This is a genomic window from Streptomyces marinisediminis, from assembly GCF_026262575.1.
GTDB classification, from domain to species: Bacteria; Actinomycetota; Actinomycetes; order Streptomycetales; family Streptomycetaceae; genus Streptomyces; species Streptomyces marinisediminis.
The window spans coordinates 75,976-95,043 of record NZ_JAPKFL010000020.1 but is presented as its reverse complement, the minus strand read 5'-3'; the positions used below and the strand labels follow the sequence as shown (position 1 = coordinate 95,043).

The 19,068-nt window shown below is 76.5% G+C and carries 12 protein-coding genes; 7 read left to right on the top strand and 5 right to left on the bottom strand.

Annotated features, from left to right (window positions below; translation table 11 throughout):
- Nucleotides 1-203 precede the first annotated feature (203 nt).
- A complete protein-coding gene (locus tag OSB71_RS17405; RefSeq protein ID WP_265949061.1) occupies nucleotides 204-713 on the bottom strand; it encodes a MarR family winged helix-turn-helix transcriptional regulator in 510 nt (169 codons plus the stop codon).
- Nucleotides 714-851: 138 nt separating this feature from the next.
- Between OSB71_RS17405 and OSB71_RS17400 the strand changes: the two genes are divergently transcribed.
- Nucleotides 852-2,147: an MFS transporter gene (locus tag OSB71_RS17400; RefSeq protein WP_265949059.1), complete on the top strand. Its 1,296-nt coding sequence runs from the start codon at nucleotides 852-854 to the stop codon at nucleotides 2,145-2,147.
- A gap of 24 nt (nucleotides 2,148-2,171) precedes the next feature.
- Here OSB71_RS17400 and OSB71_RS17395 read toward each other — a convergent pair whose 3' ends face one another.
- Together OSB71_RS17395 and OSB71_RS17390 are read right to left on the bottom strand one after the other, a co-directional pair.
- Nucleotides 2,172-3,968, bottom strand: coding sequence for an ATP-binding SpoIIE family protein phosphatase (locus tag OSB71_RS17395; protein ID WP_265949058.1), 1,797 nt, complete (start codon nucleotides 3,966-3,968; stop codon nucleotides 2,172-2,174).
- A 190-nt stretch (nucleotides 3,969-4,158) separates the two neighbouring features.
- Nucleotides 4,159-5,532, bottom strand: coding sequence for an NAD(P)/FAD-dependent oxidoreductase (locus tag OSB71_RS17390; RefSeq protein WP_265949057.1), 1,374 nt, complete (start codon nucleotides 5,530-5,532; stop codon nucleotides 4,159-4,161).
- 548 nt (nucleotides 5,533-6,080) lie between these two features.
- Between OSB71_RS17390 and OSB71_RS17385 the strand changes: the two genes are divergently transcribed.
- Entirely contained in the window at nucleotides 6,081-7,115 is a 1,035-nt protein-coding gene (locus OSB71_RS17385; RefSeq protein WP_416237283.1) for a TetR/AcrR family transcriptional regulator, read from the top strand.
- A gap of 128 nt (nucleotides 7,116-7,243) precedes the next feature.
- On the top strand, nucleotides 7,244-9,337 hold the full coding sequence (locus OSB71_RS17380; RefSeq protein ID WP_441005704.1) for a sigma-70 family RNA polymerase sigma factor: 2,094 nt from the start codon (nucleotides 7,244-7,246) through the stop codon (nucleotides 9,335-9,337).
- A 15-nt stretch (nucleotides 9,338-9,352) separates the two neighbouring features.
- Here OSB71_RS17380 and OSB71_RS17375 read toward each other — a convergent pair whose 3' ends face one another.
- Nucleotides 9,353-11,713 carry an asparagine synthase-related protein gene (locus OSB71_RS17375; protein WP_265949054.1) on the bottom strand — a complete coding sequence of 787 codons (2,361 nt, stop codon included), beginning with the start codon at nucleotides 11,711-11,713 and terminating at the stop codon, nucleotides 9,353-9,355.
- Nucleotides 11,714-12,502: 789 nt separating this feature from the next.
- Between OSB71_RS17375 and OSB71_RS17370 the strand changes: the two genes are divergently transcribed.
- From OSB71_RS17370 to OSB71_RS17355, 4 genes are all read left to right on the top strand, one after another.
- Nucleotides 12,503-14,119, top strand: coding sequence for an NsdA family TPR-like regulatory protein (locus OSB71_RS17370; RefSeq protein WP_265949053.1), 1,617 nt, complete (start codon nucleotides 12,503-12,505; stop codon nucleotides 14,117-14,119).
- A gap of 91 nt (nucleotides 14,120-14,210) precedes the next feature.
- A complete protein-coding gene (gene lhgD / locus OSB71_RS17365) occupies nucleotides 14,211-15,461 on the top strand; it encodes an L-2-hydroxyglutarate dehydrogenase (RefSeq protein WP_265949051.1) in 1,251 nt (416 codons plus the stop codon).
- A gap of 346 nt (nucleotides 15,462-15,807) precedes the next feature.
- Nucleotides 15,808-16,557: a tRNA (guanosine(46)-N7)-methyltransferase TrmB gene (gene trmB, locus OSB71_RS17360; protein ID WP_416237280.1), complete on the top strand. Its 750-nt coding sequence runs from the start codon at nucleotides 15,808-15,810 to the stop codon at nucleotides 16,555-16,557.
- Nucleotides 16,558-16,844: 287 nt separating this feature from the next.
- The gene (locus tag OSB71_RS17355; RefSeq protein ID WP_323055304.1) at nucleotides 16,845-18,005 is read left to right on the top strand and encodes a PrsW family intramembrane metalloprotease; all 1,161 of its coding nucleotides are present in this window, start codon (nucleotides 16,845-16,847) and stop codon (nucleotides 18,003-18,005) included.
- On the opposite strand, the gene OSB71_RS17350 is transcribed toward OSB71_RS17355, so the two are convergent.
- On the bottom strand, nucleotides 18,002-18,970 hold the full coding sequence (locus OSB71_RS17350) for a YDG/SRA domain-containing protein (RefSeq protein ID WP_265949048.1): 969 nt from the start codon (nucleotides 18,968-18,970) through the stop codon (nucleotides 18,002-18,004). The two genes, OSB71_RS17355 and OSB71_RS17350, sit on opposite strands and share 4 nt — an antisense overlap.
- Nucleotides 18,971-19,068 lie beyond the last annotated feature (98 nt).

Sequence of the window (19,068 nt, the reverse complement as noted above, 5' to 3'; positions counted from 1 at the left end):
TCCACCACTTTAGGCGATTTCCCCGGCCATTCAAAATCAGCCGTTCTGGACGCGATTTCGGCATGCCGAAACAGCCCCCAGCGGGGGTTTGCCGTGCTCGTAGTGGGTGCCACCGGAAGTGGCGGAGATGCCGTCACGCGACACGATGGGCCGCTGACAACCCGAAGTACTCTACGGAGCGGCCCGCCCCGTGTCAACCCGGCTCAGTCGAGGTGTCGGGAGACCCGGTCGAGGAGCCGGATGAGCAGGTCACCGAGGTGGGTGCGCTCGGCCGTGGTGAGGTCCTGGAGGAGTTCCGCCTCGAAGGTGGTGGCCTCGCGCATGACCTCCAGCCACTTCTCGCGCCCCTGGTCCGTCAGGCCGATGATGACGCGGACCCGGTTGTCGTCGTCGCGCGCGCGGGTGGCGAGGCCGGCGTCGACCATGCGGTCGATCCGGTGCGTCATGGCGGCGGGCGTCAGGCCGAGCCGCTTGGCGATCGTGCCGGGCCAGAGCTGGTACGGCTCGCCGGCCATCACGAGCTCCTTGAGGACCTCCCACTCGGCGTTGCTCAGCCCGTGGGTGGCGAGCTGCCGGCCGAAGGCGACGTTCATCCGCCGGTCGAGCCGCGAGAGCGCGTTGACGACGCGTTCGACCTGGGGGTCGAGGTGCCGGTACTCGCGCTGGTAGATCGCGATCTGCTCGTCGAGCGAGGGCCGTGGGTCGTCGGGCATGCCCCGCAGTATCGCACGCGGGCGATTAGCGTCGAAGGCTTTCCCTGTGTACTCTTTAGCTTCGAACTTTAACTTCGAAGTCTCTGGTCGTCGTCATGGGGACCAGGACGACGACCAGACGACCCAGGGAAGGTGAGTGTGACCACCCAGACGGGCGCGACGCTGCGCCGGATCCAGTGCGGCAACGCCCTCAGCGCGTTCGGCAGCGGCTTCACCGTGCCGTACCTCTTCCTCTACGTGGCCGACGTGCGCGGGCTCGGGGCGACCACGGCCGGGCTCGTCCTGGCCGTCTTCGCCGCCGCCTCGCTGCTCGTGCTGCCGCTGGTGGGGCGGGTCATCGACCGGCACGGCCCGCTGCCGGTCGCCCTCGCGGGCAGCGCGGCGGCGGCCGTGGGCTCGCTGGGCTTCGGGCTCTCCGGGACGGCGTCCAGCGTCACCGCGTCGGCGGCCGTGATGGGTGGCGGCATCGCCGTCCTGCAACCCGCGCTCGCCACGATGATCGTGTGGAGCTCGACGACGGAGACGCGTTCGCGCGCCTTCGCCACCCAGTTCTTCCTGATCAACCTGGGCATGGGCGCCGGGGGTCTGCTGGGCGGGCAGATCGTCGACGAGCACGCCCCGGCGAGCTTCACCCTGCTGTTCGGCATCGAGGCGCTCATGTTCGCCGTGCTGGCCGGTGTGCTGCTGACCGTCCGGCTGCCGCGCGGCGCGGGGGTGGCGGAGCCGCTTCCGGCGGACTCCGGCACGCCGGCGGCGGGCTGGCGCAGGCTGCTCGCGGACCGGGCGATGCTGCTGCTCTGCGTGCTGGGCTTCGTGCTCTTCTTCACCTGCTACGGGCAGTTCGAGTCCGGGCTCGCGGCGTACGGCACCGCGGTGACCGGCGTCTCGGCGAGCACGCTGGGCTTCGCGCTGTTCGCCAACACCGGGGTGATCGTCGTCGCCCAGTTCGTGGTGCTGCGCCTGGTGGACGGGCACCGGCGGAGCCGCGTCGTCGCACTCGTGGGCGTGGTGTGGACGGTGGCGTGGCTCGCGGCGGGCGCCTCCGGGCTCGTCCCGCAGGCCCCGGCGGTGGCGACGGCCCTGTTCGTCGGCACCTACGCGCTCTTCGGGCTGGGCGAGGCGATGCTCTCGCCCACCGTCGCCCCGCTGGTGGCGGACCTGGCGCCGCGCCGGATGGTGGGCCAGTACAACTCGGCGTTCGCGCTGGTCAAGCAGGTGGGCGTGGCCGTCGGACCGGCGGTGGGCGGCGTCATGGCGGCGCGGGGCGCGTACGCCTCGTACGTGGTCTTGCTGGTGGCCTGCTCGCTGGGTGTCGCGGTGCTCGCGCTGCGGCTCGGCCGCCGTCTGACGCCGGTTCAGGACAATCCGCGGCTGCGGGAGGCCGCCGCGGCGCCGGCGCGGGAGGCCGAGGGGCCGGTGGCCGTCCCGGCGTGAGCCCGCGGGCGGAGCCGCCGGGGGTCAGGTGAGGGCCGGGGCCGGCCGGAAGCCGGGCAGGGCGAACTCGCACCAGACCGCCTTGCCGCCGTCCGGCGTGCGTCGGCAGCCCCAGTTGGAGGCGATGGTCGCGACGATGGAGATGCCGCGGCCCGCCTCGTCCCCCGGGTCGGCGCGGCGGCGCCGGGGCAGGTGGTCGTCGCCGTCGGTGACCTCGACGATGAGCCGGCGGTCGGTGCGCCGCAGCCGCAGCCGCATGGGCGGGACGCCGTGCTGGAGCGAGTTGGCGACCAGCTCGCCTGCGGCCAGCACCCCGAGGTCGTGCAGCTCGCGGGGGAAGCGCCAGGACGTCAGCACGCCGGAGGCGAACGCGCGGGCGCGCGGGGCGGCCTCGACGCCGCCGAGCAGGTCGAGCGAGGCGTTGCGGAACAGCTCGGCGTCCTCGCCCTCGCGGCTGGGGTGCTGGAGGACGAGCAGGGCGACGTCGTCGTCGTGTTCGGCGGTGATGCCCAGGGCGCGCAGGAGGCGGTCGCACATGACGTCCGGGGTGCCGGTGGCGCCCGCGAAGGCGCGCTCCAGGGTGGCGACCCCGTCGTCGATGTCGGCGTCCCGGCGTTCGACGAGCCCGTCGGTGTAGAGCACGGCGCAGGCGCCCACGGGGAAGGCCACGGAGCCGGAGGTGTAGAGCCAGCCGCCGGTGCCCAGCGGTGGGCCGGTGGGGCCCTCGGCCCGGTGGATCGTGCCGTCGGCGGCGCGCACCAGGACGGGCGGGTGGCCGGCGGACGCGTAGCTGAGCGTGCCCTCGCTCGGGTCGTGCACGGCGTACACGCAGGTGGCGATCTGGCTGGCGTCGATCTCCGCGGCGAGGCCGTCGAGCAGTTGCAGCACCTCGTGCGGGGGCAGGTCGAGCCGGGCGTAGGCGCGGACCGCGGTGCGGAGCTGGCCCATGACGGCGGCGGCACGCACCCCGCGGCCCATCACGTCGCCGATGACCAGGGCGGTGCGTCCGGCGCCGAGGGTGATGACGTCGTACCAGTCGCCGCCGACGGCCGCGTCGGTGCCGCCGGGGCGGTAGGTGGCGGCCACCCGCAGGTCGTCGGGCTGCTCCAGGCCCTGGGGCAGCAGGCTGCGCTGGAGGGTGACGGCCGCCTCGCGCTGCCGGGCCTCGCTGGCGCGCAGCCGCTCGGCGGACTCCACCTGGTCGGTGACGTCGGCGGCGAACACGAGCACGCCGCGCTCGGGGCGGGCGCCCGGCGGCGCGGGGCGGCCGTCCGCCGCGAGGTCGAGCGGGGTGCAGGTGAAGGTGTAGTAGCCGTGCTTGCCGTGGCCGTTGACGCGGCGTGACTTCACGGTGCGCGGCCTGCCGCTGCGCAGCACCTGGTCCATGAGCGGCAGCAGGCCCAGCTCGACGAGCTCGGGCAGGCAGGCGCGGGCGGGTTCGCCCACCCGGCGGTCGCCGAAGACCTCGCGGTAGGCGGCGTTGAGGTGGGCGACGCGGTGTTCGGGGCCGTGGACGAGGGCGACGAGGGCCGGGATGCGGCCGAGGACGTGGGCCACGGACAGCCCGTCCGGTCCGGGCGCGGGGCGGGAGGCCGGCTCCTCGCCGGCGGCGGCGCGGGCGGCGTCCGGGCGCGGGCCGTGGGCGGTGCGCGCGGCCGACGCTTCGGGGCCGGCGGCGGCGCGGCCGCGGAGCGACCGGCGGGCCGGTGGCACCTCGCGGCCGGAGCCGGAGGCGGGCACGGAGTCGGCGGACCGACCGGCGCGCGCGAAGGTGCGTCGCGGGGTACCGGGCAGTCGGGCGCTCCAGCGCGTGAAGTTCACTGCGGTTCAGGTCCGATTCTGCTGGGGATGGAAGCGTGGTGCGGCCGCGGCGGACCGCGGGCCGGGCGGGCTGGGAGGCGGCCCGCCCGGACGTCGTGATGCGTCCATGATGGCTCATGGTCGTCACGCAGTGCCGCCATGGACCCACCCATCGTCACATGAGCAGTGTGTCCGACGGCACTGACATCCGTCAGTCCTCGCGCGGCCGTCGGCCGTCGCCCGCGGCCAGCTCGAACTCGGCGCGTGGATGCTCCAGGGAGCCGAGGGAGACGATCTCCCGCTTGAAGAACCCGGCGAGGGTCCACTCCGCCAGGACGCGGGCCTTACGGTTGAACGTGGGGACGCGGCTGAGGTGGTAGGCGCGGTGCATGAACCAGGCGGGGTAGCCCTTGAGCCTGCGACCGTACACGCGGGCGACGCCCTTGTGGAGACCGAGCGAGGCGACGGAACCGGCGTAGGCGTGCCGGTAGGGCGTCTCCTCGCCGCCGCGCAGGGCCGCCACCAGGTTGTCGGCCAGGACGCGGGCCTGGCGGACGGCGTGCTGGGCGTTGGGGGCGCACTCGGCGCCGGTTTCGTCGGCGGTGAGGTCGGGTACGGCGGCGGCGTCTCCGGCCGCCCAGGCGTGCTCGGTGTCCGCCAGGCGCAGGGTGGCGGTGCAGCGCAGCCTGCCGCGTCCGGTGCGCGGCAGACCGGTGGCGGCGACCACGGGGTGCGGCTTGACGCCCGCCGTCCACACCAGCGTGCGGCAGGGGAAGCGCGCGCCGTCGCTGAGGACGGCCACGCGGTCGAGGCAGGACTCCAGGCGGGTGTCGAGGCGGACGTCGACCGCGCGGGCGCGCAGCTCGCGCACGGCGTAGCGGCCCATCTCCTCTCCGACCTCGGGGAGAATGCGCCCGGTGGCCTCCACCAGAATCCACTTCAGCTCCTCGGGGCGGAGGTTGTGGTAGTAGCGGCAGGCGTGGCGGGCCATGTCCTCCAGCTCGGCGAGTGCCTCCACACCGGCGTAGCCGCCGCCGACGAAGACGAAGGTGAGGGCGGCGTCGCGGACGGCCGGGTCGCGCGTGGAGGAGGCGATGTCGAGCTGTTCGAGCACGTGGTTGCGCAGGCCGATGGCCTCTTCGACGGTCTTGAAGCCGATGCCGACGTCGGCGAGGCCGGGCACGGGGAGGGTGCGCGAGACGGAGCCGGGGGCGAGCACGAGCTCGTCGTAGCGCAGCCGCCGCGGGGCGCCGCCCTCGTCCCGCGTGGCGACGGTCTCGACGGTCGCGGTGCGCTCGGCGTGGTCGACGCCCCTGACCTCGCCGACGACGAGGCGACAGTGCGGCAGGACCCGGCGGAGCGGCACGACCACGTGGCGCGGTGAGATCGACCCGGCTCCGGCCTCGGGGAGAAAGGGCTGGTACGTCATGTACGGCTCGGGGCTGACGAGAGCGATCTCGACGCCGCCCCGTCCCTCTCGCGCCTGCTTCAGTTCCTGTTTCAACTTCTTCTGCAGGCGCAGCGCGGTGTACATGCCGACGTAGCCGCCGCCGACCACCAGAATGCGCACCGGTTCCTTCGTCAACTGGGACCCCTGTCCTCGCGTCACTCATCCATGACGCACCTGCGGGCACGTGTTTGTCCACAGGGCTGACGAATTTGTACGACGAGTGGAGGCTTTCCTTCCGGATGGCTCGCCAGATGGATAGCGCAGGGAAAGGCGCAGTTCAGCCGGGGTTGCGCCGCGCGTGCCCGGAGGCGCGCGGGCCACGCCGAATGGAGTAATCCCCGACGGCGGGACGCGCCGGGAGTCAGCCCTCTTCTGTCGTGACCTGGGGTCAACTATGTTCGTACGGCCGGGGTGAGGCGGGGAGGGTGCTGGAAGCCCGGCGTTCACAGGAGGGGAGTCTCCGGGGGGAGACAGTGATTTTCGGGGGAAGACCCATGCGTATTCAGGGCATTCACGGCGTTCATGACCTGCACGGCGCGGAGGAGATGCGCGGCGTCCGGGAGATGCGCGGAGTTCAGGAGGTCCGCGGCGTCCAGGAGGTCCGCGGCGGCGACAACGGGCGCGCGGTTCAGGACGTGCGCGGCGAGCGCGCCGTCGAGGGGGCCCCGGCGCCGCGCGGCCGTATGGCGCTCGTGGCGGGAGGCGCGGGAGGCGCGGGAGGCGCGGGAGGCAGGGCCACGGCCCACGCCTCGGGCCGACCGGGCGAGGCGGACGGGTCGCCCGGGCCCGCCGCGGGGGACGCGCCGGGTGGTGTGGTGCCGCACGCGGTGCCGGGCCCGGGCGGCACCGGTGAGCGCGAGCCGGGTACGGAGACGGCGCCGGCGGGCGCGGCGGGCGCCCCGGGCCAGGCCGACGGTGTCGGCGGTGCGCAGGGCAAACCCGCCCGGCTGCGGATCGACGCCCAGCGGAACCTGGAACACGTGCTGCGTGCGGCACGCGAGGTCTTCGGCGAGCTGGGCTACGGCGCGCCGATGGAGGACGTGGCGCGCCGCGCCCGGGTGGGCGTGGGCACGGTGTACCGGCGCTTCCCGAGCAAGGACGTGCTCGTCCGGCGGATAGCCCGGGAGGAGACGGCGCGGCTGACGGAGCAGGCGCGCACGGCGCTGTGGCGGGAGCAGGAGCCGTGGCCGGCGCTGGCCTCGTTCCTGCGCACCTCGGCCGCCTCCGGGGCGGGGCGCCTGCTGCCGCCGGAGGTCCTGCGCGTGGGAGCGGTGCCCGGTCCGGTGGCGGACCCCGGCGACGCCGAGGCGGGGCCGCACGTGCCGCAGCAGCGTCGGCCCGGGGCCACGGGGGCGGGTGGACCCGGTGAGCCGGTCATACCGACGGAAACCGCCGGGCCCGCGGAAGCCGCCGGGCCTGTCGACGCCGGCGAACCCGCCGACGCCGGCGGGGCGCCGGGCGGGGCGGCACCGGAGGCGGCCGGGGCGCCGGGCGTCCCGGTGGACGCGGACTCGGCCGAACTGCTGTCGGTCGTCGGCGAGCTGGTGCGCCGGGCGCGGGACGTGGGTGCGCTGCGGCCGGACGTCACCGTGGGGGACGTCCTGCTCGTCATCGCCACCGCCGCCCCCGCACTGCCGGACGCCGAGCAGCAGGAGCAGGCCTCCCTGCGGCTGCTGGACATCCTGTTGGAAGGGCTGCGCGCGCGCCCGGAACGCTGAGCGACGCCGCGTCGCACTGACGTCCGAGGCCGCCCCGCCCGGGTGATTCACGCCCGGACCCCGGCCGCGGGCGTTCCCGGCGTGCCACGCTCACCCGGTGCTGGGCTGGGAGTGTGGGGGCGGCCACGATGGGCGTTGAGGAGCGCGAGCCGCGCGGTGGCGCGGACGGAGCGCGCGACGGAGCGGGCGAGGCGCGCGACGGAGCGGAGGGAGCCGGGGCACGCCCGGTGGCCGGGCCCGGGCGGCCGACGGGACCGACGGGACCGACGGGACCGAGGGTGCCGCAGCAGGGCGGGCGCGCCGCGCGCCGGTCCGGCCGCACGGGCCCGCGGCACGCCCGCGGGCGCGGTGGGCAGGCCGTACCGCCTCAGCGCCCGGCCCCGCGCGGCGAGGCGGAACGGCCCGCCGAGGGGGCGCGGGCCGGGGTCGCGGACGCGGAGCTGCTCGCCCGGATGCGCGAGGGCGACGGGCAGGCCTACGGCGAGCTCTACCGGCGGCACTCCGAGGCCGTGCGGCGGTACGCGCGCGCCTGCTGCCGGGACGCCGACACGGCGGACGACCTCACCCACGAGGTCTTCGCGCGCACCCTGCTCGCGGTGCGCGGCGGAAGCGGCCCGCGGACGGCGGTGCGCCCCTACCTGCTGGCGGCGGTGCGGCACGCCGCCGCCCACTGGGTCCGCACCCGGCGCCGCGAGCACCTGGTCGACGACTTCGCGGCGTTCGCCGTCGCCGCGGCGGGCGGACGGCGGGCCGCGGCGGACGAGACCCTGGCGTTCGGCGCGGACGTGCGGGCCCTGCACGCGGCCGAGCAGGCGCTGGTGGTGCGGGCCTTCCGCGCCCTGCCCGAGCGCTGGCAGACGGTGCTGTGGCACACCACCGTCGAGCAGGCGCCGCCGCACGAGGTGGCACCGCTGCTCGGGCTCACGCCCAACGCCACCGCCGTCCTCGCCCACCGGGCCCGCGAGGGGCTGCGCCAGGCGTACCTGCAAGCCCACGTCAGCGACGCGCTGACGACGGGCGGCTCCTGCGCGCAGCACGCGGACCGGCTCGGGGCGTACGCCCGTGGCGCCCTGCGCACCCGCGCCGAGCGCGGCGTGCGCCGGCACCTGGAGGGCTGCGCCCGGTGCCGGACGGCGGCCCTGGAGCTCAGCGACCTCAACGCCCGGCTGCGCGGCCTGCTCCCGGTCGCCGTCATCGGCTGGTTCGCCGCCGAGTACACGGCCCAGGCCGCCGGCGCGGGAGCGCTCGGCACGGCCACCGCCACGGCGGCGGGCGCGGGAGCCGGAGCCGGGGCGAACGCGGGCGCGGGAGCCGGAGCCGGAGCGAGCGCGGGCGGTGGCACCGGGGCAGGGGCCGGCCCCGGAGGCACCGGAGGGGCCGGGGTGGGCGCGCCGGTGAAGGCCGGGGCCGGCGCGGTGCTGGCCGCCGCGGCGGCGGCCGTGGCGCTGGTGCTGGCGCTGGCCGGTGCTCCGCAGCCGGGCGAGCCGCCTCCGCCGCAGGCCCGGCCGTCCCCCGCTCCCACCGCACCGGCCGATCCCCCGGTCACGCGGGCCCCGCGACCGGCACCCGAGCCCCCGGCGCCCGTGCCACCCGCCCCGCGCGCGTCGGCGACACCGGCCACGGCCCCGTCCACCGTTCCGCCTCCGCCCCCGGAGGCCGCCCCGAAGACGGCGCCTCCCGAGCCGTCCGCCCCACCACCCTCGTCCCCCGGCCCGCCGCCCAGTCCGTCCCCGGCCCCGGCCCCGTCGCGTACGTCGGCGCCGCCGACCGCTCCGCCCGAGCCGCCGGCCCCGGTCGCGTACCGGCTCAGCACGCTGCCGTTCGACGTGCTGGGCGGCGACGGTCCGGCCGTGCGCGTCGAAGGGAGCAGCCCGGTGTGGCCGCGCGGGCCGCTGCGCGTCGGCGGCCGGACGTACCCGCACGGGATCACGGTCCAGGCGCCGTCCACCGTGCTCGTGGACCTGCGGCGGGAGTGCACCGGCTACGAGGCGCTCGCCGGGGTGGACGACCTGACGCTGGGCCTGGGCGCGGCGCGCTTCAGCGTGCTCGGGGACGGGCGGCCGCTGTGGCGCTCCGGCGTGGTGCGCGGTGGCGAGCCGCCCGTGCCGGTGCGCGTGCCGCTGGCCGGGGTGCGGGTGGTGAGCCTGGTGGTCGAGCCGCACGGGCCGTACGGGTCGGTGACGCAGGCGGACTGGGCGCGTTCCGTGCTCCACTGCCGGTGACGCGGGCGGCCCGCGTCAGGCTCCTTCGAGCGGGGCGGCGGGGCGGGCCGCCACCGTGCGCCCCGGCACCCCGGCGGAGACGGCGCGGCTGCGCGGCGCGGCGGCGCCCGTCCAGCTCGTGCCGCGCCGCTGGGTGAGCCGCCGCAACCACAGCTCGGTGGAGACGAGTTCGGCCAATCCGTCCGGCGGGAGCGCCTCCCCGCGCACCGCGGCGTGCAGCGCGTCCCGCAGCGCGTGGGCGTCCACCAGGCCGGCGTGGGCGAGCCAGGACGTGGCGAAGAGGTCGAGGAGTTCCTCGCCGTGCGCCCGCAGCCCGGCGCGGAGGGCGGCGGTGTGCGCGGCGTGCGTGGGCGAGCCCCAGCCGGGCGGCAGGTCGCGCGCCCCGGCCCCGGCGAGGACCGCGCGCAGGACGGACGCGCGCGCACCCGGTCGCACGCGCAGCGCCTCGGGCAGCTCCCGGGCGGCGCGGACCACCTGGTTGTCCAGGTACGGGGCGTGCAGCCGCTGCCCGCGCGCGGCGGCGAGCTGTTCGAGCGCCCGGTAGTCGGCGGCGTGCCGGGCCAGCGCGGCGCGGGCCCGGTGCACCCCCGGGCGCAGCCCGTCGCCGGTGTCGGCACGCCGCGCGGCGTGCTCCAGGCGAATCGATACGTCAGCGAGCGCCTCGCCGGTCATCCAGCGGGCGGCGGGGCCGGGGCGGCACCAGGCGAGCGCGGCCAGCGACGCCTCCAGCGCGCCGTCCTCCTCGGGGTGGCCGGAGCCGGTGAGGTCGCGTGCGCGCAGGCGGCGGGCGGCGGCGGCCACGCCGTCACGGTGCGGGGTGCGGGCCAGGCGGCGGGCCGCCCGGTAGAGCGCGAAGGGCACCAGCAGGGCCCGGCCGCGCGGGGCGCCCTCGGCGGCGGCGAGCGCGGCGGCCGGGCGCAGCAGGTGGCGGCGGCGCCGGTCGCGCAGCAGGTCGGCGAGGCGGGCCGGGTGGGCGTCGAACACCTGGCGTGCGCCGTAGCCGGTGAGCTGGTCGGCGCTGCCGCCGGCCAGCCTGGCCCGGTGCCGGGCGGCGACGACGAGCGCGGGCCCGGGCTCGTCGGGCAGCGGCAGCCGCAGCAGGTCCCACAGCCCGGCGTAGGGCAGCGCCTCCTCGTGCCCGGTGACGACGACGTGGTGGAGCCGGGGGTCGGCGGCGACGGCGCGGGCGCGTTCCAGCTCGTCCTGGCGCGCCGGGTCGGCGGTGGCCGTGAGGTCGTTGAAGGTCACGGCGAGCAGCCGCTGTCCGGCGACGGTTCCCGGGGCGCCCGCGATGGTGCCGGGCACGCCGGGCAGGCCGGCTGCGAGCAGGGCGAGCGTGGCGGAGGCGGCCCCGCCGGAGAGGTCGGCGCCCAGGCCGGGGGCGGGGGTCCCCCGGCGGGCGTCGGGGCCCAGGCCGGGCACGGGGCCGGGGTCGCGGCCGTCGCGGGCGCCGGGCACGTGCCCGCCTGCGCCCCGCCCGTACGCGGCGTACCGCTCGTACTCCCCGCGCGGCTCGTACTCCCCGCGCGGCTCGTGCGCCCGGTGCGGTCCGTGCGCCCCGTGCGGTCCGTGCGCGTCGCCGGGTCGGCCGTCGGGACGGACGGCGCCGGGGGTGCCCGGGGTGCCGTCGGCGTCCGGTGCGGCCTCCGGCGCGGCGGTGTAGGCGTCCGGGACGTGCCGGGGCGCGGCCAGCCGGACCCGGACGGCGTCCACGAGGGCGTCGCGCACCGCGCCCACCGCCGCGTCGGCCTCCACGGGCGGGGCGGCGACGACGGTGGGCGCGGCGGGCTCGTAGCTCGCGATCTCCCGGGAGCCGCCTTCGCGCAGGATCAGCGCGTGCCCCGGCGGTACGCGGTGGACGCCGGTGTAGGGGGTGCTGTCGCCGAGGGCCTCGGGCACGTCGGGCATGGCGAGCAGGGCGCCGAGGTGGCCGACGTCGAGTTGGGCCTCCACGAGATCGGCGAGGGTCAGCGCGGCGGTGGCGTAGGCGGTGCCCCCCGCGAACGGGGTGTGGAAGACGGGCCGGGCGCCGGCGAGGTCGGTCGTGACGGCCACGCGCCGGCCGATCCGGGCGACGGCGGTGTAGGAACCGGGCCAGGAGGTGAGGTGGCGCAGGGCTCCCCCGCGGGCGGCGCGCAGGCCGACGCGCAGGTCCTCGTCACCGGCGCCGCAGTGGCCGAAGACGGCGAGGTGGGCGTCCCGGCCGCCGTCCACGACGCGGACCTCGTCCGGGCGCCAGTCGCCCACCGCCCACAGCGGGTCGGTGCCGCCCCAGAGCCGGTGGCCGCCCACGGGGCACAGGCTGCCTTCGGCCAGGCCGCCGGGGACGCGGGCCCGGCCCGCCGCGGTGCTGCTCCACCCCACCAACCACCGCATCGCCGCCGCCTTCCACCCGTGGGCCGGGCATCGCTGGGGCCTGTGCCCGAACCGGCGGGCCCACGCCCGGACCGCTGCGCCGCGGGCGCCTCAGCTCCCACCGGCTGCTCATGAGTCCCCGTCCGCCACTCCCGTTCCGGCCGACGCTGGGCCCATGCTGCCATGTGTCGGGCGCGGTGGCGGCGTGAAAGGCGCGTGGCGGCAGCCGTGTTCGCGGGTAGTGATCCCGTGCCGGACGGTCTTCAAACCACTAGTTCCAGCCAACTTGCGGTGCGGCCCGGCTCCTTGGCGAAACCTTTTCGCAGTCGTGGTCGTCGCGGTCGGGCCGGAACGCCGCGGGCGGCGTCCCCTGCCGGACGCGCCGCGGGACGGCGTGCCGCGCGGGAGCGGCCGCGCGTCGACGGCCCGGGAGACGTGGAGTGCTCCCGGGCCGGGACCGCCGCCCGCGGGGATGTGGGACGGCGGCATTCCCCCAGCCCACTGCCACGCGCACAGCGGGCCGACCCACGCGGAGCCCATCCAAACGCCGCAGTACACCGCCGGGCAGAGCGCACGCACGGGCGCACGGCCACACGGCCGGGGCACGCGCCCGCGCGGACGCCCGCGCCCCCGCCGCGCGGCCCGCCCGGCGGCGGGCGGCTCCCCCGGCGCACTCGTGTACGGGGAGGAATCCCGCCAACCGGGGCGCCACCCCTTAACGGTCGGGATGCGGCGAACTACTCTGGGTTCACGAATGCCCCGCGCATGTTCCGTGTGCGGCGGGGCGGGCGTCGTGTGTCAGGGGTGCGCATGTCCAGGGAGCCACGCGGACCGAATGAGAAGCTCGGGACCGTTCTCGCCCTCGCGGGAATCAGCAACGCCGGGCTCGCCCGCCGGGTCAACGACCTCGGCGCGCAGCGCGGACTGTCACTGCGGTACGACAAGACGTCGGTCGCGCGCTGGGTTTCGAAGGGCATGGTGCCCCAGGGCGCGGCCCCGCACCTCATCGCCGCCGCCATCGGCAGCAAGCTGGGCCGCCCGGTGCCGCTGCACGAGATCGGGCTGGCCGACGCCGACCCGGCGCCGGAGATCGGCCTGGCCTTCCCCCGTGACGTCGGCGCCGCGGTGAAGTCGGCGACGGACCTGTACCGGCTGGATCTCGCCGGACGCCGGGGCAGCGGCAGCGTGTGGCAGTCGCTGGCCGGCTCCTTCGCCGTGAGCGCGTACGCCACCCCGGTCTCGCGGTGGCTGATCAGCCCGGTCGACAGCTCCGTGGCCCGCGCGCACGCGCCCGGCGAGGGCGGCGGTCCGCGGACCGAGGCCGCGGCCGAGCCGCCGGGCGGCGCGGGGGCGCCGGGCAGCCCGGGCGCCGCGGGCACGACGAGCACCACGGGTACCACGAGCACCACGGGTACGTCGGGGTTCCCGGGCGTTCCGGGCGGGAAGGTCGTCGGTCTCGCCGGGACCGCGGGCGGCCCGGGGCGCGGTCCGGCGGGCGCGGTGCCGCGCTCCCGGGTGGGCCACAGCGACGTCGCGAAGCTGCGCGAGGCCGCCGAGGAGGCCCGGCGCTGGGACTCCAAGTACGGCGGCGGTGACTGGCGTTCGTCGATGGTGCCGGAGTGCCTGCGGGTGGACGCCACCCCGCTGCTGCTCGGCGCGTACACCGACGAGGTCGGGCGCGCGCTGTTCGGCGCCACCGCCGAACTGACCCGGCTGGCCGGGTGGATGGCCTTCGACACCGGGCAGCAGGAGGCCGCCCAGCGGTACTACATCCAGGCCCTGCGCCTGGCCAGGGCGGCCGCCGACGTGCCCCTCGGCGGCTACGTGCTCGCCTCCATGTCGCTGCAGGCCACCTACCGCGGCTTCGCCGACGAGGGCGTCGATCTGGCGCAGGCCGCCCTGGAGCGCAACCGCTCGGTCGCCACGGCCCGCGGCATGAGCTTCTTCCATCTCGTGGAGGCCCGCGCACACGCCAAGGCCGACGACGCGGCCGCGTGCGCCACGGCGCTGTCGGCCGCCGAGAGCTGGCTGGAACGCTCACGCGAGGGCGACCCGGACCCGTCGTGGCTGGACTTCTACTCCTACGACCGGCTCGCCGCCGACGCCGCCGAGTGCTACCGCGACCTGCGCGCCCCGCGCCAGGTGCGGCGCTTCACCGAGCAGGCGCTGTCCCGGCCCACGGAGGAGTACGTGCGCTCGCACGGGCTGCGGCTGCTGGTCTCCGCCGTCGCCGAGCTGGAGTCCGGCAACCTGGACGCGGCCTGCGCGGCCGGGACGCGGGCGGTCGAGGTGGCCGGGCGGATATCGTCCGCGCGCACCACCGAGTACGTGCGGGACCTGCTGCACCGCATGGAGCCCTACGGCGACAACCCCCGCGTCGTGGAGTTCCGCGAACGCGCCCGCCCCCTGCTGGCCGCCCCGGCGTGACGCCCGCCGCTCCGCCCGGCGCCTCCCGCACCCCGTGCCTTCGTCACCCCTCCCCGCGACCGGTGTCAGTGGCTCCCCTCATCATGGACGCGTGGTGAACCGCGACGGCAGCGCTCCAGCCCCCGCAGAAGGCCGTGCGTACGACTGCGACGTGCTCGTGGTCGGCGGCGGCATCGTCGGCCTGGCCACGGCCCACGCGCTGACCCGCGCGCGGCCGGGTCTGCGCGTCACCGTGCTGGAGAAGGAGGCCGGCCCCGCCCGGCACCAGACGGGCCGGAACAGCGGCGTGATCCACAGCGGCGTCTACTACCGCCCGGGCTCGCTCAAGGCGCGGTTCGCGGCGCAGGGCGCGGCCGAGATGGTGAAGTTCTGCGCCGAGCACGGGGTGTCGCACGCGGTGACGGGGAAGCTGATCGTCGCCACCGAGCGGGCGGAGCTGCCCCGGCTGCACGCCCTGGCCCAGCGCGGCCGGGAGAACGGCATCCCGCTGCGCGAGCTGGGCCCGGCGCAGATCGGCGCCCTGGAGCCGCACGTGCGCGGGCAGGCCGCCATCCACATCGCCACCACCGGCGTCTGCGACTACTCCGGCGTCGCCCGCGCCCTGGCACGGCTGGCGTGCGACGCGGGCGCGGAGGTGCGCTACGGCGCCGAGGTGGCGGCCGTCGACCGGCGGGACGGCGTGGGCGTCGCCGTGCGCACCGGCACGGGCGCCGTGCTGCGCGCCCGCGCCCTGGTCAACTGCGCGGGCCTGCACTGCGACGCGGTCGCCCGGCTCGCCGGGGACGCGCCGCCCGCCCGGATCGTGCCGTTCCGCGGCGAGTACTACGAGCTGGCCCCGGCCCGCGCCGCCCTCGTGCGCGGCCTGGTCTACCCGGTGCCGGACCCGGCGTTCCCCTTCCTGGGCGTGCACCTCACGCGCGGCGTGGACGGCACCGTCCACATCGGTCCCAACGCCGTCCCGGCCCTCGCCCGCGAGGGGTACGACTGGCGCACCGCCCGGGCGGGCGACCTGGCCGGCACGCTCGCCTGGCCCGGTTCCTGGCACGTCGGACGGCGGCACTGGCGCTACGGGGCGGGCGAGCTGCGCCGCTCGCTGTCCAAGCGGGCGTTCACCGCTGCCGTGCGCCGCCTGCTGCCCACGGTCACCGAGGACGACCTGCGGCCCGCCCCCGCCGGCGTCCGCGCCCAGGCCGTGCTGCGCGACGGCACGCTCGTCGACGACTTCCTCATCACCGAGGCCCCGCACACCGTGCACGTGCTCAACGCGCCGTCCCCGGCGGCCACCGCCGCGCTCCCGATCGGCCGCGAGATCGCCGCCCGGGCCCTCGCCCGACTCCCCTGACGCCCTACGGCGCCGCGAGGCCCGCGGCCGCCGGGCGCGGGGCGCTGGGCGCTGGGTGCGGGCGCGCCCGGTCGTCGGTGCCGGCGGCGCCGGTGCCGCCGTACGGCCGGGCACCGCTGCCCTCGTCCGCCGGCGCCGTGAACGCCGTCCGTCCCCGGTGCCCAACGTCACTGCGGTCCGCGTCACGGGGCCGAGCGGCACCGGATGGCGCGCGGCACCGCGACGCCGCCGGGCGGCGACCGCCAGCCACTCGGCCGCCGCGCCGCCGAGTGCGGGCCGGGGCCGTCCAGCCACGGGGGGCGACGGCCCACGGCGGGGCCTTCCGGGCCGGTAAAATACCGGCCTTGTGTCCTCACCGATGTTTCCGCCCGGTACCGGGCCCGCGGCCGACCCGGCGGGCTCGCACCACGACCGCCGCATCCGCAGCTTCCAGCCCCGGCGCAGCCGCGTCACCCAGGCACAGCGCGCCGCGCTGACCCGGCTGTGGCCGCGGTGGGGCCTGGACATCGACGGTCGGCGCGTGCTGGACCTGCCCGCGCTCTTCGACACCCTGCCCGACGGCGCCCCCGTCGTCCTGGAGGTCGGCTTCGGCATGGGCGAGGCCACCGCGCGGATGGCCGCCGACGCCCCCGGCACCGGCATCCTCGCCGCCGACGTGCACACCCCCGGCCAGGGCAACCTGCTGCGGCTCGCCGAGGAGCGGGGACTGACCAACGTCCGGGTGGCCAACGGCGACGCCGTCATTCTGCTCCAGGAGATGCTCCCGCCCGCCTCGCTCGCCGGGCTGCGCGTCTACTTCCCCGATCCGTGGCCGAAGAAGCGCCACCACAAGCGCCGCATCATCCAGCCCGCCTTCCTCGACCTGGCCGCCGGTCCGCTCGCCCCGGGCGCGCTCGTGCACTGCGCCACGGACTGGGAGCCGTACGCCGAGCAGATGCTGGCCGCCCTCACCGCCCACCCGGCGTACGAGAACACCCGGCCGGACGGCGGCTTCGCCCCCCGGCCGCCGGAGCGTCCGCTCACCAAGTTCGAGGGGCAGGGCCTGGGCAAAGGACACACCGTCCGCGACCTGCTCTTCCGCCGCGTGGCCGACTGACCGCGCCCCTGCGCGCGGGCGCGGCGACGGCGCCGGGCCGCACCGCGCGGAGGGCCGCACGCGGCGGCGCGGGAACGCCGGGCCGGGCCGTCCACGGGTCGTCTAGGGTCGGACGCGTGCAGCCACACGCCCCCGGAGACCTCCCCGCGACCGCGCCGCCGGCCCCGCGCACGCCGCCGCCCGCGCCCCCACAGGCCCCGGCCGCGTCTCCGGCACCGGCACCGGCACCGCCGCCGGGTCCGTGGGCCTACCCGCCGCCCCGGGCCGCCTGGTGGCGTCGCCGCACGGTGCGGGCCGTCGCGATCGCCGTGCTGCTCGCCCTGTCCGGGGCCACCATCCTCGCCATCGTGCGCGAGCAGACGGGTACGGACGGCTTCCTCATAGGTCTGCTCCTGGCCACCTTCCCGGTGCCGCTGCTCATCGCGGCGTTCCGCTGGGTGGGCAACGTCGAGCCGTCCCCCTGGCGCACCGTGGCCTTCGCCTTCGCCTGGGGCGCGTGCGCGGCCACCCTCGTCGCCATCATCGCCAACGGCTTCACCGCCGAGTGGCTGACCACCAGCGTGGTGCCGGACAGCGACGCCGACCTCGTCGGCGCCACCGTCGTCGCCCCGGTCGTCGAGGAACTCGCCAAGGCCGCCGCCGTGCTCCTGCTCTTCCTGCACCGGCGCCGCTTCCTCGGCGGCGTGGTGGACGGCGTCGTGACGGCCTGCGTGACCGCCACCGGCTTCGCCTTCACCGAGAACATCCTCTACCTGGGCACCGCCTACGCCGACGACCAGCTCTACGCCGGTGACGGGTTCGCCGCCACCACCGCGCAGACCTTCTTCGTGCGCATCGTGATGTCCCCGTTCGCGCACCCGCTGTTCACCGCGATGACCGGGATCGGCTTCGGCATCGCCGCCGCCGTCTCCGCCCGCCGCCGGAGCGTGCGCATCACGCTGCCGCTGGTCGGCCTGGTGACGGCGATGGTCCTGCACGCCCTGTGGAACGGCGCCGCCTCGTCCCACAACGGGCTGCACTTCCTGCTCGTGTACGCCCTGTTCATGATGCCGGTGCTGGCCACCCTGGTCTGGCTGACCGTCTGGTCCCGGGGGCGCGACCTGCGCACCATCCGCGAGACCCTGCACGCCTACGCCGCCCAGGGCTGGCTGCACCCGGCCGAGCCGTGGACGCTGGGCTCCATGCACGCGCGCTCCCAGGCCCGCTCCCTGGCCCGCCGCGTGCACGGCAAGCCCGCGGCCCGCTCCGTCGCGGCCTACCACGCGGCCGCCACCTCCCTGGCCCTGCTGCGCGCCCGCGCCGAACGCACGGCCACCCCGCCCCCCGACTTCCCCGCCCGCGAGTCCGCCCTCCTCAGCACCCTCCTCACCCACCGCCCCCAAGCCAGCCCCCCCACCACCACCGTCGCCCCGGTCCCCCCGCACACCCTCCTGGGCCCGTGGCGTTAGGGGTTGGGGTCCAAGCCCAGTGCTCGCGAGCGATCGATCCACCGCGCTCGGTGCTGTCTGAGGTAACGCACCTCAAGGTTGTGCCGGGCGTGCACGTACAGGTCGCCGATCACTTGCCCCGAGAGGGCGTCCACGACCCGGAGCTCGTCGCTGACGAGGCGGGCGCCGTTGTCAAACAGCACGTGACAGTTGGGGCAGAGACAGAGAATGTTCTCCGGAACATCGGGGCCCAAATGGGGACGGCCAAGGGCCTGGACATGCGCGCCCTCGCTGTAGTGGACGCCATCTCCGAGGGTCACCGGGATGCGACACAGTTGGCAGAGGCCGCCGTACAGCTCCTTCACTGCCCGTGTGTGCTGAGTACTGCGAACCCGGCGCTGCGTCGTCACGAAGCGCGCCGCCTGCTTCTCCAACTCGGTGAGTCCACCGACGTCCGTGACGCCCACCGCCGAGCTTTCGGCATCCACGGACTCAGCTCCGGTGGCGAGCGTCTCCGGCTCCGCTGCCGTCTGAACCAAGCGGAATTGCCACAGGATGCAGCCGTACCGTGACTTCTTGCTCCAGTAATCCTCGACTCGGAAGAGGCCGCGGTAGGTGTACTGCTTCTTCTTGCCTCCACCCCGTACTGCCGTTCCTTCGATGACACGCAGTGGGAGACCTTCGCGTACGTTGACCACGAGACCGGCATTGGTGGTGACGCTCAGGGACTGATCACTGTGAATGTGCCCTTCCTTGTCGGGATGCCCACCCTCTGCGGTGTACACGATGACGTCGCCGTGGTCTTCGTCGTCGGCATAGCCTCCGGACGCCACGATCGAGTCAACACCTGTGTGGCGGTTCCCCGCGATGCCCTTGCCGTACGCGCGGTGCAACTTGTTGTCATAGAGCTCGCGATGCGAGGTGAACGTGGCTCCCACGGCAACATTGGGCGGGTGACCAAAGTAGATTTTCCAACCCCCTGGCATTCGGTCAGTCTGCCGGAACCAGACGTCCGACGGCCAGGCCCCGCCCCGGCCACGGGCCCTTGCTCCCGCCCCAGCCCCGTCAACCACGACGGGGACGG

Excerpts from the sequence above, each read along its gene's own strand:
- OSB71_RS17405 (WP_265949061.1), bottom strand. The coding sequence starts at position 713 with ATGCCCGACGACCCACGGCCCTCGCTCGACGAGCAGATCGCGATCTAC.
- OSB71_RS17385 (WP_416237283.1), top strand. The coding sequence starts at position 6,081 with ATGGCGCTCGTGGCGGGAGGCGCGGGAGGCGCGGGAGGCGCGGGAGGC.
- OSB71_RS17380 (WP_441005704.1), top strand. The coding sequence starts at position 7,244 with ATGGGCGTTGAGGAGCGCGAGCCGCGCGGTGGCGCGGACGGAGCGCGC.
- OSB71_RS17375 (WP_265949054.1), bottom strand. The coding sequence starts at position 11,713 with ATGCGGTGGTTGGTGGGGTGGAGCAGCACCGCGGCGGGCCGGGCCCGC.
- OSB71_RS17370 (WP_265949053.1), top strand. The coding sequence starts at position 12,503 with ATGTCCAGGGAGCCACGCGGACCGAATGAGAAGCTCGGGACCGTTCTC.
- OSB71_RS17350 (WP_265949048.1), bottom strand. The coding sequence starts at position 18,970 with ATGCCAGGGGGTTGGAAAATCTACTTTGGTCACCCGCCCAATGTTGCC.